We start from the raw sequence: 15,470 nt of genomic DNA, 5'->3' as shown, positions 1-15,470 counted from the left end.
GGTCTGCAAGGCCGTGGCACACTGCTCGCAACAGCACGTCGAGCGGCGCCACTTCAGATCAGCGAAGGTCTGCACGGGCTTTCGAAAAGGTCTTCGAATGGCGCCGTCGGGCTGTGCGCACAAGCTGTTGGTGCGCACCGGTCGTGCGCACGAGGACGCAACGGGCTCTTCGGGACTCTTCAGGAGGTGGGCGGTGAGCGAGCCGCGGTCGGCGCCGACGGTCGGCCAGGTCGTCCTCGGCCGGCGCCTGCTGGACCTGCGCGAACGTGCCGGTCTCAAGCGCGAGGAGGCCGCCCGCATCCTGCGGGTCGCCCCTGCCACGGTACGCCGTATGGAGATGGCCGAGGTGGCCCTCAAGATCCCGTACCTCCAGCTGCTGCTGAAGGCCTACGGCATCGGCGACGAGGAGGCCGAAGCCTTCGTCAAGCTGGCCGAGGACGCCAACAAGCCCGGATGGTGGCAGCGCTTCCACGACATCCTGCCGGGCTGGTTCTCGATGTACGTCAGCCTGGAGGGCGCGGCCTCCCTGATCCGCTCCTACGAGCCCCACTTCGTCCCCGGGGTACTGCAGACCGAGGACTACGCGCGCGGTGTGCTCCGCTCCGGAGCGATCGGGCAGACCCGGCCCGACGACATCGAGCGCCACGTCGACCTGCGCATGCGGCGCCAGGAGCTGCTGACCCGCAAGGACGCGCCCAGGCTGTGGGTCGTGATGGACGAGACCGCGCTGCGCCGCCCCGTGGGAGGGCCGGAGGTGATGCGGGCCCAGATCGACAGGCTGCTCGAGGCCACCGAACTGCCCAATGTGACGCTCCAGGTCGCCCCGTTCTCCAACGGGCCGCACCCGGGCACGTACGGGCCCTTCGTACTGTTCCGATTCGCCATGCCGGAACTGCCGGACATGGTCTACAGCGAGTACCTGACCGGCGCCGTCTACCTCGACGCGCGCGCGGAGGTGGCGACCCACCTCGAGGTCATGGACCGCATGGCGGCCCAGGCCGCCACGGCACATCGCACGAAGGAGATCCTCCGGGATCTCCGCAAGGAGCTTGAATGAGTCACATCAAACCCCAGCGCTCGCCACGCAATCGCGGTGAGCGGATCTACAACGGCATGCCCGCCCGTGAGCTGGGCAGCGAGGGCTGGCACAAGCCGTGGAGCGGCGGCAACGGGGGGAACTGCCTGGAGGCCATGAAACTCGCCGACGGCCGGATCGCGGTGCGGCAGTCCACCGACCCCGACGGTCCCGCGCTGATCTACACCTCCGCCGAGATAACGGCCTTCATCGAGGGCGCGAAGGCGGGAGAGGCGGACTTCCTGCTGTCCTGAAACATGCTCTGTTGATGCTTGTTCTTAAGCCTGTTTGGTACGGATGTTCGGAACCGGGCTGACGGCCCGTCATCAGTAGGACTCGAGGAAAACTCAACACCTTGGAGCTCGTCATGACCGGGCAGCACCGCGTCGAGATCGACACCGGCAAGCCGCATCCCGCGCGGATGTACGACTGGTATCTCGGGGGCAAGGACAACTACCCGGTCGACGAGGCCATGGGCGGGCAGATGCTCACCCTCGACCCGAGGGTGCCGGTGATGGCGCGGGTCAACCGCGCCTTCATGCACCGTGCCACGCGCTGGCTGGCCCGCAACGGCACACGGCAGTTCCTGGACGTCGGCACCGGCATCCCGACCGAGCCCAACCTCCACCAGGTCGCCCAGGAGGTCGCGCCCGACGCCCGCGTCGTCTACTGCGACAACGACCCGATCGTGCTGGCCCACGCGGCGGCCCTGCTGCGGGGCGCGCCCGAGGGGGCGACGGACTACCTCCAGGCCGACGTCCGCGATCCGGACGCCATCCTGGAGGGCGCCAGGAAGATCCTCGACTTCGACCGGCCCGTCGCGCTCTCACTGGTCGCGCTGCTGCACTTCGTGTCCGACGAGGACGGTGCCCACGATCTGGTCGGCCGGCTGCTGGCCGAACTGCCCTCCGGCAGCCACCTGGTGATGACCCATGCGACCGCCGACTTCACGCCGGAGGAGTCACGGGCGGCCACCGAGAAGCTCAAGGCCGCCGGTGTCACCCTCGCCCTGCGCTCGCGCGAGGAGTTCACCCGGTTCTTCGACGGCCTCGACCTGATCGAGCCCGGCGTCGTGGTGCCCCACCTGTGGCATCCCGAGCTGGGCGAGCCGGTCGCCGGGCAGGACGACGGAGTCGTCCCGGGGTACGGGGCGGTGGCCCGCAAGCCGTGAACCGCTGACCGGAGTTCTCCGGGGGACGCACGCGCTCAGGGCGTCATCGGCCGGTCGTACGGGCCGACCGGTGCCGGCAGCCGAGTACTGCCGCCCGACAGGTGACGGTCGACGGCCGCCGCCACCGCCCGCCCCTCCGCGATCGCCCACACGACGAGCGACTGCCCGCGTGCCGCGTCCCCGGCGGCGAACACGCCCGGGACGTTCGTCGCGAACCCCCGGTCCCGTGCGATCGTGCCCCGGGGCTCCAGCTTCAGCCCCAACCCGCCGACGAGCCCGTCCTTCCGGTCCGGCCCCGAGAAGCCGAGCGCGAGGAGGACGAGATCGGCCGGGAGCGAGCGACCGGTGCCGGGCAGCGGCCGGCGACCGGCGTCCACGGCGACCAGGTGCAGCGACCGCACACGGCCCTCCGCGTCGCCGGTGAGACGGAGCGTGGACGCCGCGAACAGCCGCGCGTCCGCGTCCGCCGCGGGGGCGGACCGCAGGTCACGTGCCTCCTCGTGAGCGGCCGACAACCGGTACAACCGTGGATAGGTCGGCCACGGCTCGGCCTCCTCGTCGCGCTCCGCGCCCGGCCGGGCGTAGATGTCCAGCTGGGTCACGGACGCGGCCCCCTCCCGCACCGCCGTACCGAGACAGTCCGCGCCCGTGTCGCCGCCGCCGACGATGACGACGTGCTTCCCGGCGGCGGACAGCGGGGAGCGTTCCAGGTCGCCCTCGCACACGCGGTTGGCCAGGGGCAGGTACTCCATCGCCTGGTGCACACCGGCCAGCTCCCGGCCGGGCACGGCCAGGTCGCGCCACGCGGTCGCTCCGGTGGCGATCACCACCGCGTCGTAACGGGCCCGCAGTCCGGCGGCGTCCACGTCCCGCCCGACCGCCGTCGACGTGCGGAACTTCGTCCCCTCGGCCCGCATCTGCGCGATGCGCCGCTCCAGATGGCGCTTCTCCATCTTGAACGCGGGGATGCCGTACCGCATCAGCCCGCCGATCCTGTCGTCCCGCTCGAAGACGGCGACCGTGTGCCCGGCCCGGGTCAGCTGCTGCGCCGCGGCGAGCCCGGTCGGCCCCGACCCGATCACCGCCACCGTCCTGCCGGACAGCCGGTCCGGCGGACGCGGCGGGGTGAAACCCTCCTCCCACGCCTTGTCGGCGATCGCGCACTCGACGTTCTTGATGGTGACGGCCGGCTGGTTGATGGCGAGCACACAGCCCGCCTCGCACGGTGCCGGGCAGAGCCTTCCGGTGAACTCGGGGAAGTTGTTCGTGGCGTGCAGCCGGTCGCTCGCCGCCCGCCAGTCCGAACGGGCGACCAGGTCGTTCCACTCCGGGATCACGTTGCCGAGCGGGCACGCCTCGTGACAGAAGGGGACTCCGCAGTCCATGCAGCGGTCGGCCTGCGGGCCGACGATCGGCAGCAGGGCCCCGGGGACGTACACCTCGTCCCAGTCCCTGACCCGCTCTCCGACCGGCCTGCGGGGCCACTCCTGGCGAGGCGTGGTCAGAAAACCCTTGGGATCGGCCATGACCGTCTTCCTTGCCTGCGGGGCCGGCCGTGCGCGGTCGGGACGGTGTTCGCTCCTGCGGCCACGATACGGCCCACCCGCTCCGCACGGCGCGCCGAACGGGACGGTGCCTCGGACGGCGGGGCCCGCTCCCTCAGGCGAGCGCGAGCACGTAGGCCAGTGCCGCCGCGGCCGAGGCGACCGTACGGACGTGGTTCCACGCCGTCCACTCCCGGACGTACGCGGGCCACCGGCCGGCCGCCTCCGCGGTGCCCGGCTCCAGACGGAGCAGCGCGGTGTTGCGCGGCACGTTGGCGGCCGCGGTCACTCCGAACGACCCGAAGAGATGGAGCGCGCTGCCCAGCAGCAACTCCACCGCGGCCCCGTCCGGCCACAGCACGAACGTCACCACGGCGATCACCGCGGTCAGCACCGTCGTCCCGAGGAACAGGAGCATGAAGGCCGGCCGTACCGCTGCCGTGTTGATCGCGTTCATCGCGGCGACCCCCTGCGCGGGCGGCAGCGCGGCCAGCCCTCGCATCACGAACGTCGAGAAGGCGCAGAAGGCGCCTGCCGTCAGTCCGGTGCCGAGCACGCCCAGCACCGTCAGTGCGAAGTACGGTCCGTCGATCATGTCCTGTCAGCTCCCACCCGTCGATCCGATGCCCGCACGGCACCGTCGGCCGTCGACCACCCCGAGTCAACTCCCGTGCGGACGCGGTGACCATGGCCGGGCGGCGCGGGCGCATGTGCGAGCGTCCACGCGGGCGGACGGGTGGTCGGCGCATCATGGTCGGGTGCGACTGGAAGCGATCACCTGGGACAGACTCGGCGACCTGCTCGCCGAGCGCCTGCTCGACCTCGAGCCCGCCGACGGCGGCGACCGGCCGCGCGTCGCCTTCGACGGCGCCCCGGCCGCCCGCCCCGGCGAACTCGCCCAGCGGGTCTCCGAAGCGCTGCGCGTCCGAGGCCGTCCCTCCCTCGTCGTCGGGACGGAGGACTTCCTGCGCCCCGCCTCGCTCCGCCTGGAGTACGGGCGCCAGGACGTGGAGTCCTACTACAGCGGCTGGTACGACACCGGCGCCCTGTGGCGGGAGGTCTTCGACCCGCTCGGGCCCGGCGGCGACGGACGCGTGCTGCCGGACCTGTGGGACCCGGCCACCGACCGCGCCACCCGCAGCCCTTACGTCCGTCTCCCGCCCGGCGGTGCGCTGCTGCTGCACGGTCCCTTCCTGCTGCGCCACTGGTTCCCCCTCGATCTCAGCGTGCACCTCTTTCTCACCCCCGGAGCCCTGCGCCGCCGCACCCCCGACTCCGAGCACTGGACCCTCCCCGCCTTCGAGCGCTACGAGGAGGAGACCGACCCCTCGGCCACCGCCGACGTCCTGGTGCGCACGGACGATCCACGGCACCCCGCGTGGAGCGGCTGAGCCGTCGGACCGGGCTCAGAGCCAGCCGTTGCGCCGGAACCCCCGGTGCAGCGTCAGACAGGCGACGGCTATGACACCGATGACCAGGCCGTAGCCGTACCGCCAGCGAAGCTCCGGCATGTGGTCGAAGTTCATGCCGTACACCCCGCAGACCATCGTGGGCACGGCGATGATCGCGGCCCAGGCGGTGATCTTCCGCATGTCCTCGTTCTGCGCGACCGTCACCCGGGCCAGGTGCGCCTGGAGGATGGAGTTGAGCAGTTCGTCGAAGGCCGCGATCTGCTCCGTGGCCCGCAGCAGATGATCGGCGACGTCCCGGAAGTACGCCTGTATCTCCGGCTCCACCACCCGGACCGGCCGCGTGGCCAGTTCCTCCAGTGGCCGGCCGAGCGGTACCACGGCCCGCCGCAGCTCCAGGAGCTCTCGCTTGAGCTGGTAGATCCGCCCCGGATCGACCCGCGCCCCGTGCTCCGCGAACACCTCCGTCTCGACATGGTCGATGTCCGCCTGGAACGCCTCGATGACGCTCAGGAATTCGTCCACCACGTGGTCCGCGATCGCGTGCAGCACCGCCGACGGTCCCTTGGCGAGCTGCACGGGGTCGGCTTCCAGCCCTTCCCGCAGGGGGCCCAGCGAGCCGTGCCGCCCGTGCCGGACGGTGATCACGAAGTCCTGGCCGACGAACACCATGATCTCGCCGGTGCTCACCACCTCGCTCGTGGCCGTGAGCTGCTCGTGCTCCACGTAGCAGACGGTCTTGAACACGGCGAAGAGCGTCTCGCCGTACCGCTCCACCTTCGGGCGCTGGTGGGCCTCGATCGCGTCCTCGACCGCCAGCGGGTGCAGGTCGAACAGCTCAGCCACACCCGCGAACTCCTGGTCCGTCGGTTCGTGCAGACCCAGCCAGACGAAACCGTCTCCCCGCCTGCGCATCCGCTCAACGACCTGGACCGGATCACCGCCCTCGGGTGTGCGGACACCGTCCCGGTAGGTCACGCAGTTCACCACCGAGGAACCGAGCGGCGAGCGGGCCGGGTGGCTCAGGTCCACCCGCGGGCGCCGTCGGGCCAGCCGTGCCACCTTGCGCAGGCCGCCGGTCCTTCCCAGGCCCGTGACCTTCCGCAGATTCCCTGCCATCGTCATCCGTGTCTCCCCGCGTGGGTCCCCTCGCGCCGTGCTTCCCGCGCCTTGGCGCGCCAGTCTGCCAGGCCGGCGCGAGAGGCGTTCGAGCCTGTGGAAACGGATCGTTCCGCTTTGTTCCCGGCTGTGGACGGGCGGTTGGGAGCCGCGTCCGGGCCCCTTTCCGCTCCGCCTCCGGGCCGCCTCCAGGCCGCGTCCGGTCCGAGTCCGGCCCGGTTCCCGGAGTGGGCCGGGCTCGGTCAGGCCCCGCTGCGGCGGGTGCCGCACCGGAGCGTCGCCCGCTTCGGGTAAGCAGGACAACTGGGATGATCGGCGCATGACGCGAACCGACGGATACCTCCTCGACAACCGGCAGACCGAGGCGGCCGAGCGTTTCGACGCCTTCGCCGCTCTCTTCGACCCCACGACCTTCCGGCACCTCCAAGCGCTCGGCGTCGGACCCGGCTGGCGCTGCTGGGAGGTCGGGGCCGGAGGTACCTCAGTGGTGTCCTGGCTGGCCAAGAGGGTGGGGCCGACCGGCAGGGTCCTGGCGACCGACATCGACACCTCGCGGGTGGCGCCGGCCGGCCGCCCTCCCGTCGAGGTGCGCGTGCACGACGTGGGCGCGGAGGAACCGCCGGGTGAGGGCTTCGACCTGGTGCACGCCCGACTCGTACTCGTCCATGTGCCGGACCGCGAGCGGGCGATGCGGTCCATGATCAAGGCCCTGCGCCCGGGGGGCCGCCTCCTCGTCGAGGACGCCGATCCCGCCCTGCAGCCCTTGCTGTGCCCCGACGAGCACGGTCCCGAGCAGCAGCTGGCGAACCGGCTGCGGCACGGCTTCCGCCAGTTGCTGGCCCGCCGCGGCGCCGACCTCTCCTACGGCCGCCGGCTCCCGCGGCTGCTCCGGGAGGCGGGGCTGCGCGACGTGGAGGCCGACGCCTACTTCCCGGTCACCTCAGCCGCGTGCGCCGCTCTGGAGTCCGCGACGGTCCGACAGGTCCGTGACCAACTGGTCGCCGCCGGCGTGGCCACCCACGACGACATCGACCGGCACCTCGCTCACGTGGCGTCCGGCGGCATGGACCTGGCGACGGCGCCGATGATCTCCGCGTGGGGGCGCAAGGCGTAGGGGAGCGGATTGCGGGCCGGTCCGGCGGTCGCCGTCGGTCGCCGTCGGTCGCGCAGGACGGACGCCGCGAGTCGGGAACTTCCCCGACAGCCCACCTGAGCGGGCCGCGAGCAGGGCTCCTCCGAGCGGTCCGAGCGGTCCGAGCGGTCCAAGCGGTCCAAGCGATACGAGTGGGTCCGAGCAGGTCACCCGAACACCTCGTACACACCCTGCCCAGCCCCCGTCGGCTTCCCGCTCGCCCCCCCGGAGCACACCGCCGCCCCTCAGCCGACCGCCCGCGGAGGCCTCGCGCCCACTCGCTCGACCGACCTCGCCCCCGCCCGGCACCCCGCGGCGGCAGCCTCCTCGGGAGCCGCGCCCGCGAGGAGTGCGGCGAGGAACGCTCCGGTGAAGGCGTCACCGGCGCCGGTGCTGTCCCGCGGTGACGCCGGTACGGCGGGGACCCGCGCGCACACGGTGCCGGACCGGGCCACCAGGGCCCCCTCCGCACCCTGCTTGGCGATCACCAAGGGAACATGCCGGCTCAGTTTCGCCGCGGCGTCCGCCGGATCGGGCAGCCCGGTCAGCAGAGACGCCTCGTCGCGGCTGGGGAGCAGGATGTCCACTCCCTGCACCAGGTCCAGGAAGCGGTCGACACCCAGCTCGGTGAGGAATCCCGCCGACGCCGGGTCCAGACTCACCGGCACCCCGCGCGCGCGTGCCGCGGCCAGGGCGACCGGCACCAGGGCACGGCTCGGCTCCGAGAACAGCAGGTAGCCCGACAGGTGCAGCCGGGCGGCGCCGTCGAGCAGTGCGTCCGACCAGTCACCGGGCGCCAGCCGCAGTGACGCCCCGCTGTCCGTCAGGAACGTCCGCTCGGCCGAGGCGCCCGTGTCGACCAGACAGATCACCGTCCCCGTCGGTGCGCTCGCGTCGACGACCAGGTGGGGACGCACGCCGAGGGCGGTCAGCTCCCGCCGGTGCCAGTCCGCCGCGTCCGAACCGACCCGCCCCAGCAGCCGTACGTCCCGGCACCCGCCGTACGCCGCCCAGCAGGCCACGTTGGCGCCGGCCCCGCCGGGCAGCCGGCGGATCGAGGCGGCCGTGTCCGTGCCGGCGGCCAGCGGCCCCCGGTGCCGGGCGACGACGTCCGTCACGACGTCCCCGACGACCAGCAGCGCGTCGCCCGGCCCCGCGGTCATGCCCCGGTCCAGGCCGCCGCGATGCGCGCCGCCAGCCGTACGTTTCCGCGGACCGCCGCCAGATTGGCCTCCAGTGAGGCGCCGTCGGTGTGCCGTACCAGGTGGGCGAGGAGGAAGGGCGTGACCGCCTGGCCGGTGATCCCCTCGGCCTCGCACGCGCGCAGTGCGTCGGCGAGCACGCGCGCGTGGAGCGCGGGGTCGAGCTGCTCCTCCTCGGGGACGGGGTTGGCGACCACGAGCGCGGACCGGGGCCCACGGAGCGTGTCCTGGGCCCGCATGACGGCTGCCACCTGCTCGGGGGTGTCCAGCGTCCAGTCCACCGGATGCCCCGAGTCGGACAGGTAGAAGCCGGGGAAGCGGTCCGTGCCGTAACCGGCCACCGCGACGCCCAGCGTCTCCAGCCGCTGCAGGGTCGCCGGCACGTCCAGGATGGACTTCACCCCCGCGCAGACCACCGTGATCCGGGTACGGGCCAGCAGACCCAGGTCGGCCGACTCGTCCTGCGTCGCCGTCCACTCCCGGTGCACACCACCGAGGCCGCCGGTCGCGAAGACCCGCACCCCCGCCAGTTCCGCCAGCAGGGCGGTCGCCGACACGGTGGTCGCCCCGCTCGCCCCGGTGGCCACCGCGAGCGGCAGGTCCCGGTGACCCAACTTGCGGATGCCGTCCTCGTTCGCGACCCGCTCCAGCTGCTGCTTGTCCAGGCCGACATGCGGCCGTCCGTCCAGCACGGCGATCGTCGCCGGTATGGCGCCCTCCCGCCGGACCGCCTCCTCGAGCTCCCGTGCCACCTGCAGATTGCGCGGACGTGGCAATCCGTGCGCGATGATCGTGGACTCCAGGGCCACCACGGGACGGCGCGAGCCGATCGCCGCCCGTACCTCTTCCGACACCACCAGCGTCACGCGCCTGCCTCCTGTCGTCGGTCCCTCCCTCATCTCTGGCGGGCGGGGGAGCGGGCCAAACCCGCACGGCCCCGAGGAGGACTTTCGCGGCTTCCGGCGGAGGGCGGGGCCAGGGGCATGACGGACTCCACGGCGCCACTGAGACTCACCGAGCACGCCGCGGGAACCGTGAGCTTCCCCTCCGTGCGCCTCGACGGGGAGACGCGACACCATCGAGACACGCAAGACACGGCCCTACGAGCAGCCCCGCCCGCCGCCTCCCCCGGCCGGGCAGCGATCCCTCAGAAGAGCGGTGCGGGCAGGACCCCCTCCAGCGCGAGCAATTGCCGCTTGGTCTCGACCCCGCCCCCGAATCCGCCGATGCCGCCGTCACTGCCGACGACCCGGTGGCACGGCACCACGACGGGCAGCGGATTGGCCCCCATCGCCGCACCCACCGCCTGAGCGGCGCCCGGCTGGCCGACCCGGCCGGCGAGGTCGCCGTAACCGACGACCGAGCCGTACGGGACGCCGGACGCCAGCTCGCGCAGCACCTCCCGGTTGAAGCCCGAGATCAGCGACCAGTCCAGCGACAGGTCGAAGTCACGCCGCCGACCCGCGAAATACGCCTCCACCTGGCGTATCGCCTCGGTCAGCAGCGGGGAACCGGGCGCCTCGACCGGCTCCGTGCCCAGCCGGGCCGCCAGCTTGTCGAGCGCCCGGCCGCGCGTGGCGCCGCTCGCGTGGAACACGACATTGACCAGTCCGTCGGGGGTGGCGGCCAGCAGCAGTGGACCGATGCCGGTGTCGACGACGGTCCACACGACTCGCTGCTCATAGCGCCCATGGCTGTCCATGCGCCCACCGTACGGCCGGCCACTGACAACGGGTCACCAGCCGGTGGAGGCCCCGTTCCGGTCCTCTTCCTCGCCCACGGCCTCGCGCACGACGTCGGGCTTGTTGGTGATGATGCCGTCGACGTCGTACCCGGCGATCCGCCTGGCGGTGGCCGCGTCGTCGACCGTCCAGGCGAAGACCTCCATCGGACGGCCGTGCGGCCCCGTGAACGCGTGGACCGAGGAGACGTAGCTCATGGAGAGCGAGCCGTGCGAGGGGTTGATCTGGTCGGTGAACCCCGCGTACTCGGGCAGGTCCGACACGGGCGGCGTGCCGAGGAAACCGGTCTTCACGGCCGGCTTGATCTCGTGCACGGTCCGGATGCTGTCCGCGCTGAAGCTCTGCACGACCAGCCGGCCGGCCACGTGCCGCCGGTCGAGCCATCCCTCGTTGGCGAGAACCTTGAGGGTCTGCTGCTCGATGCCCGGGTACAGCTGGGGGTTCTTCAGCTCCAGCAGCAGCTTCTGGTGGTTGTGCTCGACCCGCTCCACGTACTGCTTCAGCGTCGGCACGCGCGCACCCGCGTACTCGGACCCGAACCAGCTACCCGCGTCCAGCCTGGCGATCTCCGCGGCGGTGAAGTCCTTCACCTTCCACGGCGAGCGGTCGGGGAACACCTCCTCCACGTCGGTCGTGCGCCGCAGACTGTCGTCGTGGAGGACCACGAGCTCGCCGTCCCTGGTGCGCTGGACGTCGTTCTCGACCCAGCGGATGCCCAGCTCGGCGGCCTTGTCGACAGCGGCCAGCGTGTTCTCCGGCGCGTAAGCGGATGCGCCCCGGTGGGCGACGACCGTGGGCCCCTCGTCCTCGCCGCTCTGCGCGGTCCGGGCGTGGGAGAGGGGGGTCAGCAGGGCCACCCCCAGGAACGCGGTGGTCGTCACGGCAACTGCGCGTGCGTGCATGCGCACTCCTCGCGTCGAGTGATCACGGACAGCACCACTGTGACACCGGACAGTCAACGGGAGAGGAGTGCGGAGTGGCCACGGGCTGAATGGAGTTGCTCAACTCCGCTCACCGGGACGGCACAAGTGGGGCAAGGCCGTGATTCTTTGCCGGAGAATCGTTCGACCATTCCGGTGGGCGTCATACTCTCTGCCTCGACCCTGGCCGTTCACGCGGGCCCGGGAGGGGGTGCACATCAGGAAAATCCGGGCGTATCCGGGCAGCAAGAACGCGGAAGGGCGGCCGCATATGCAAGGCACGGTCGACGGATTCAGTTACGGACTGGTCACACCGCTGGTGGCCTATCTCATGGCCTGCCTCGGCGGTGCCCTCGGACTGCGCTGCACCACCAGATCCCTGCGTGTCACCGGCTCCTGGCGCCCCGGCTGGCTCGCTCTCGGCGCGGCGGCGATCGGCTCCGGGATCTGGACCATGCACTTCATCGCGATGATGGGGTTCACGATCGAACACACGCCGGTCCGCTACGACTGGCTCATGACCTTCGCCAGCCTGGCCGTCGCCATCGTCATGGTGGGCGTGGGAATCTTCATCGTCGGCTACCGGGGAGCGCGGGGAACGGCCCTGTTCACCGGCGGCACCATCACCGGCCTCGGCATCGCCTCGATGCACTACCTGGGCATGGCGGGCATGCGCCTGGACGGCCGGCTGACCTACAACACCCTCACCGTGGCCGTGTCCGTCGTCATAGCCATGGCCGCCGCCACCGCCGCCCTGTGGGCGGCCGGCCAGGTCCGGGGCTTCCTGTGGAGCGTCGGAGCCAGCCTCGTCATGGGCCTGGCCGTCACCGGCATGCACTACACGGGCATGGCCGCCCTCGAAGTCCACGTCCACGGCACGACCGACCCGGCCTCCGGCGGGTCCCCGGCCGAGCTGCTCGCCCCCATGTTGATCGGCCCCCTCGCCTTCCTGCTCCTCGCCGCCGTAGTGGTGATGTTCGATCCACTGATGGTCATGGGTGAGCCCGCCGGGGCCCCGGCCGAGCGCAAGCCCGGCATCCCCGCCCACACCGTGACCCCGCGCACGGTCCACCACTCGGCACACCACCCCGCGCGCCGCACCCGCCGCGCCCTCGTGCACCGGCGGTCCCGCACCCCGCAGAACCGCTGATCCGGACCGGTTGTCAGTGCGGGGTCGTACGGTGGAACCCATGCGGCCCGTTTCCCAGATCGAACGCACGGTGGCGCCCTTCGAGGTCGTCAGCCCCTACCAGCCCAGCGGCGACCAGCCGGCGGCCATCGCCGAGCTGGCCCGGCGTGTCGAAGCAGGCGAGAAGGACGTCGTCCTGCTCGGCGCGACCGGCACCGGCAAGTCCGCCACCACCGCGTGGATGATCGAGAAGCTCCAGCGCCCCACCCTCGTGATGGCGCCCAACAAGACCCTGGCCGCCCAGCTGGCGAACGAATTCCGCGAGCTCCTGCCGAACAACGCCGTCGAGTACTTCGTCTCGTACTACGACTACTACCAGCCCGAGGCGTACGTCCCGCAGTCGGACACCTACATCGAGAAGGACTCCTCGATCAACGAGGAGGTCGAGCGACTGCGCCACTCCGCGACCAACTCGCTGCTCACCCGCCGCGACGTCGTCGTGGTCGCCTCCGTCTCCTGCATCTACGGCCTCGGCACCCCGCAGGAGTACGTGGACCGCATGGTCCCTCTCCGGGTCGGCGAGGAGTACGACCGGGACGAACTGCTGCGCCGCTTCGTGGACATCCAGTACACGCGCAACGACATGGCCTTCACGCGCGGCACCTTCCGGGTGCGCGGCGACACCATCGAGATCTTCCCGGTCTACGAGGAGCTCGCCGTCCGCATCGAGATGTTCGGCGACGAGATCGAGGCCCTGTCCACCCTCCACCCGGTCACCGGCGAGATCATCAGCGACGACCAGCAGCTGTACGTCTTCCCGGCCTCCCACTACGTCGCGGGCCCCGAGCGCCTGGAGCGGGCCGTCAACGACATCGAGAAGGAGCTGACCGAGCGCCTGGCCGAGCTGGAGAAGCAGGGCAAGCTCCTCGAGGCGCAGCGGCTGCGGATGCGCACCACGTACGACATCGAGATGCTCCGCCAGATCGGCTCCTGCTCCGGCGTGGAGAACTACTCGATGCACTTCGACGGCCGCTCGCCCGGCTCCCCGCCGAACACCCTGCTGGACTACTTCCCGGACGACTTCCTGCTCGTCATCGACGAGTCGCACGTCACCGTGCCGCAGATCGGCGCCATGTACGAGGGTGACGCCTCCCGCAAGCGGACCCTGGTCGACCACGGCTTCCGGCTGCCCTCCGCCCTCGACAACCGCCCGCTGAAGTGGGAGGAGTTCCAGGAACGCATCGGGCAGACCGTGTACCTGTCGGCCACCCCGGGCGCCTACGAGCTCTCCCGCTCGGACGGCGCCGTGGAGCAGATCATCCGCCCCACGGGACTCGTCGACCCCGAGGTCGTCGTCAAGCCCACCGAGGGGCAGATCGACGACCTGGTGCACGAGATCCGCACGCGCACCGAGAAGGACGAGCGCGTCCTGGTCACCACGCTCACCAAGAAGATGGCCGAGGACCTCACCGACTACTTCCTGGAGCTCGGCATCCAGGTCCGCTACCTGCACAGCGACGTCGACACCCTGCGCCGCGTCGAACTGCTGCGTGAGCTGCGGGCCGGCGAGTACGACGTCCTGGTCGGCATCAACCTGCTCAGGGAGGGCCTCGACCTGCCCGAGGTCTCCCTGGTGGCGATCCTCGACGCGGACAAGGAGGGCTTCCTGCGCTCCGGCACCTCGCTGATCCAGACCATCGGCCGCGCGGCGCGCAACGTCTCCGGCCAGGTCCACATGTACGCCGACAAGATCACGCCGGCGATGGCGAAGGCGATCGACGAGACCAATCGCCGCCGCGAGAAGCAGATCGCGTTCAACAAGGCGAACGGCATCGACCCGCAGCCCCTCCGCAAGAAGATCAACGACATCGTCGCGCAGATCGCCCGCGAGGACATCGACACCGAGCAACTGCTCGGCTCGGGCTACCGCCAGTCCAAGGACGGCAAGGCCGCCAAGGCTCCCGTGCCCTCCCTCGGCGGCCAGGCGACAGCCGACGGCAAGGCGGCCAAGGGCAGGCGGAAGGCCAAGGAGACGGCGGTGACCGACCGCCCGGCGGCGGAGCTGGCCGCACAGATCGAGGACCTGACCACCCGTATGCGGGCCGCCGCCGCGGACCTCCAGTTCGAGATCGCGGCCCGTCTGCGCGACGAGGTCTCCGAGATGAAGAAGGAACTGCGCCAGATGAAGGAGGCAGGCCTGGCCTGACGGCCCGCCCGGGTTCGCGCTGTGTTGCAAGACCGACACAAAGTGCGGTCCTGGGTGGGGCGCTGTCAGTGCTCCTGCGTAGGGTTCTGGTCAACCGCGGGCACCGCGGCAACAGGGGACTGCTCGAGAGGGGATCAGCGCGTGACCGTCAATATGACCAAGGGTCAGGCCATCAGTCTGCAGAAGAACGACGGCGGCAGCCTGACGTCGGTGCGCATGGGTCTCGGCTGGCAGGCGGCTCCCCGGCGCGGCCTGTTCGGATCGCGCACCCGGGAGATCGACCTGGACGCCTCCGCCGTCCTGTTCGCGGACAAGCAGCCGGTCGACGTCGTCTTCTTCCGCCACCTGGTGAGCGACGACGGCTCGGTGCGCCACACCGGGGACAACCTCGTCGGCGGTGTCGGCCAGGGCGGCGACGACGAGGCGATCCTCGTCGACCTGCAGCGCGTCCCGGTCCACATCGACCAGATCGTCTTCACCGTGAACTCCTTCACGGGCCAGACCTTCCAGGAAGTGCAGAACGCGTTCTGCCGGCTGGTCGACGAGACCAACGGCGAGGAGCTCGCCCGCTACACGCTCGCCGGGGGTGGCGCGTTCACCGCCCAGATCATGGCGAAGGTGCACCGGGTGGGACAGGGCTGGTCGATGACCGCCATCGGCTCCCCGGCCAACGGCCGCACCTTCCAGGACCTGATGCCGACGATCCTGCCCGTCCTGTAGCGGGCGACCGAGCGGAACCGCCCGCCGGCCGCGGGACCGGGGCGGGCCGACGCCGCACGGCAAGCACGGGCGACGAGAGCCAGTGACGCAGACGCACGAGT

General features: G+C 71.4%; 15 protein-coding genes. 8 read left to right on the top strand and 7 right to left on the bottom strand.

What is annotated here, in order from left to right; genetic code table 11:
* Positions 1-193: 193 nt before the first annotated feature.
* From ACLIN4_RS08900 to ACLIN4_RS08890, 3 genes are all read left to right on the top strand, one after another.
* On the top strand, positions 194-1,057 hold the full coding sequence (locus ACLIN4_RS08900) for a helix-turn-helix domain-containing protein (RefSeq protein WP_289910944.1): 864 nt from the start codon (positions 194-196) through the stop codon (positions 1,055-1,057).
* Positions 1,054-1,329, top strand: a complete 276-nt coding sequence (locus tag ACLIN4_RS08895; protein WP_100044677.1) for a DUF397 domain-containing protein — start codon at positions 1,054-1,056, stop codon at positions 1,327-1,329. The genes ACLIN4_RS08900 and ACLIN4_RS08895 overlap by 4 nt, the downstream gene beginning before the upstream one ends.
* A gap of 113 nt (positions 1,330-1,442) precedes the next feature.
* On the top strand, positions 1,443-2,246 hold the full coding sequence (locus ACLIN4_RS08890; RefSeq protein WP_307652972.1) for an SAM-dependent methyltransferase: 804 nt from the start codon (positions 1,443-1,445) through the stop codon (positions 2,244-2,246).
* Between the two features lie 35 nt (positions 2,247-2,281).
* Here the strand turns inward: ACLIN4_RS08890 and ACLIN4_RS08885 are convergent, their stop codons facing one another.
* Positions 2,282-3,772 carry a glutamate synthase subunit beta gene (locus ACLIN4_RS08885; protein WP_307652973.1) on the bottom strand — a complete coding sequence of 497 codons (1,491 nt, stop codon included), beginning with the start codon at positions 3,770-3,772 and terminating at the stop codon, positions 2,282-2,284.
* Positions 3,773-3,905: 133 nt separating this feature from the next.
* Positions 3,906-4,385, bottom strand: a complete 480-nt coding sequence (locus tag ACLIN4_RS08880; RefSeq protein WP_107479719.1) for a DUF1772 domain-containing protein — start codon at positions 4,383-4,385, stop codon at positions 3,906-3,908.
* A 163-nt stretch (positions 4,386-4,548) separates the two neighbouring features.
* Here ACLIN4_RS08880 and ACLIN4_RS08875 point away from each other — a divergent pair, with 163 nt between their 5' ends.
* Positions 4,549-5,181, top strand: a complete 633-nt coding sequence (locus ACLIN4_RS08875; RefSeq protein ID WP_290013853.1) for a uridine kinase — start codon at positions 4,549-4,551, stop codon at positions 5,179-5,181.
* A 15-nt stretch (positions 5,182-5,196) separates the two neighbouring features.
* Here the strand turns inward: ACLIN4_RS08875 and ACLIN4_RS08870 are convergent, their stop codons facing one another.
* Positions 5,197-6,324, bottom strand: coding sequence for a magnesium and cobalt transport protein CorA (locus ACLIN4_RS08870; protein WP_107479718.1), 1,128 nt, complete (start codon positions 6,322-6,324; stop codon positions 5,197-5,199).
* 313 nt (positions 6,325-6,637) lie between these two features.
* On the opposite strand from ACLIN4_RS08870, the gene ACLIN4_RS08865 reads away from it, so the two are divergent.
* Positions 6,638-7,432: a methyltransferase domain-containing protein gene (locus ACLIN4_RS08865; RefSeq protein WP_100044674.1), complete on the top strand. Its 795-nt coding sequence runs from the start codon at positions 6,638-6,640 to the stop codon at positions 7,430-7,432.
* A gap of 263 nt (positions 7,433-7,695) precedes the next feature.
* Here ACLIN4_RS08865 and ACLIN4_RS08860 read toward each other — a convergent pair whose 3' ends face one another.
* The 4 genes from ACLIN4_RS08860 to ACLIN4_RS08845 all read right to left on the bottom strand — a co-directional run bounded on the left by ACLIN4_RS08860 (position 7,696) and on the right by ACLIN4_RS08845 (position 11,296).
* On the bottom strand, positions 7,696-8,613 hold the full coding sequence (locus ACLIN4_RS08860) for a carbohydrate kinase family protein (RefSeq protein WP_307652975.1): 918 nt from the start codon (positions 8,611-8,613) through the stop codon (positions 7,696-7,698).
* Positions 8,610-9,518 (bottom strand): pseudouridine-5'-phosphate glycosidase, encoded by a 909-nt coding sequence (locus ACLIN4_RS08855; RefSeq protein WP_179342693.1) that lies wholly within the window; start codon positions 9,516-9,518, stop codon positions 8,610-8,612. Before ACLIN4_RS08855 ends, ACLIN4_RS08860 begins: the two co-directional genes overlap by 4 nt.
* Before the next feature lie 281 nt (positions 9,519-9,799).
* The gene (locus ACLIN4_RS08850) at positions 9,800-10,354 is read right to left on the bottom strand and encodes a methylated-DNA--[protein]-cysteine S-methyltransferase (protein ID WP_289910929.1); all 555 of its coding nucleotides are present in this window, start codon (positions 10,352-10,354) and stop codon (positions 9,800-9,802) included.
* Between the two features lie 33 nt (positions 10,355-10,387).
* Positions 10,388-11,296, bottom strand: a complete 909-nt coding sequence (locus ACLIN4_RS08845; protein ID WP_100044671.1) for a glycerophosphodiester phosphodiesterase — start codon at positions 11,294-11,296, stop codon at positions 10,388-10,390.
* Between the two features lie 289 nt (positions 11,297-11,585).
* On the opposite strand from ACLIN4_RS08845, the gene ACLIN4_RS08840 reads away from it, so the two are divergent.
* The 3 genes from ACLIN4_RS08840 (at position 11,586) to ACLIN4_RS08830 (ending at position 15,369) form a co-directional block, all read left to right on the top strand.
* Complete coding sequence (locus ACLIN4_RS08840; RefSeq protein WP_289910926.1) at positions 11,586-12,464, top strand: MHYT domain-containing protein; 879 nt, start codon at positions 11,586-11,588, stop codon at positions 12,462-12,464.
* A 40-nt stretch (positions 12,465-12,504) separates the two neighbouring features.
* Positions 12,505-14,649 carry an excinuclease ABC subunit UvrB gene (gene uvrB, locus ACLIN4_RS08835; RefSeq protein ID WP_107480430.1) on the top strand — a complete coding sequence of 715 codons (2,145 nt, stop codon included), beginning with the start codon at positions 12,505-12,507 and terminating at the stop codon, positions 14,647-14,649.
* Positions 14,650-14,790: 141 nt separating this feature from the next.
* On the top strand, positions 14,791-15,369 hold the full coding sequence (locus ACLIN4_RS08830) for a TerD family protein (RefSeq protein WP_100044668.1): 579 nt from the start codon (positions 14,791-14,793) through the stop codon (positions 15,367-15,369).
* Positions 15,370-15,470 lie beyond the last annotated feature (101 nt).

Origin of the sequence: Streptomyces mutabilis (assembly GCF_046628145.1) — a bacterium.
GTDB classification, from domain to species: Bacteria; Actinomycetota; Actinomycetes; order Streptomycetales; family Streptomycetaceae; genus Streptomyces; species Streptomyces mutabilis.
This window is presented reverse-complemented; position numbering and strand designations above follow the sequence as displayed.

Excerpts from the sequence above, each read along its gene's own strand:
- ACLIN4_RS08850 (WP_289910929.1), bottom strand. The coding sequence starts at position 10,354 with ATGGACAGCCATGGGCGCTATGAGCAGCGAGTCGTGTGGACCGTCGTC.
- ACLIN4_RS08845 (WP_100044671.1), bottom strand. The coding sequence starts at position 11,296 with ATGCACGCACGCGCAGTTGCCGTGACGACCACCGCGTTCCTGGGGGTG.
- ACLIN4_RS08865 (WP_100044674.1), top strand. The coding sequence starts at position 6,638 with ATGACGCGAACCGACGGATACCTCCTCGACAACCGGCAGACCGAGGCG.
- ACLIN4_RS08885 (WP_307652973.1), bottom strand. The coding sequence starts at position 3,772 with ATGGCCGATCCCAAGGGTTTTCTGACCACGCCTCGCCAGGAGTGGCCC.
- ACLIN4_RS08890 (WP_307652972.1), top strand. The coding sequence starts at position 1,443 with ATGACCGGGCAGCACCGCGTCGAGATCGACACCGGCAAGCCGCATCCC.
- ACLIN4_RS08895 (WP_100044677.1), top strand. The coding sequence starts at position 1,054 with ATGAGTCACATCAAACCCCAGCGCTCGCCACGCAATCGCGGTGAGCGG.
- ACLIN4_RS08860 (WP_307652975.1), bottom strand. The coding sequence starts at position 8,613 with ATGACCGCGGGGCCGGGCGACGCGCTGCTGGTCGTCGGGGACGTCGTG.
- ACLIN4_RS08840 (WP_289910926.1), top strand. The coding sequence starts at position 11,586 with ATGCAAGGCACGGTCGACGGATTCAGTTACGGACTGGTCACACCGCTG.
- ACLIN4_RS08880 (WP_107479719.1), bottom strand. The coding sequence starts at position 4,385 with ATGATCGACGGACCGTACTTCGCACTGACGGTGCTGGGCGTGCTCGGC.
- uvrB (WP_107480430.1), top strand. The coding sequence starts at position 12,505 with ATGCGGCCCGTTTCCCAGATCGAACGCACGGTGGCGCCCTTCGAGGTC.
- ACLIN4_RS08870 (WP_107479718.1), bottom strand. The coding sequence starts at position 6,324 with ATGACGATGGCAGGGAATCTGCGGAAGGTCACGGGCCTGGGAAGGACC.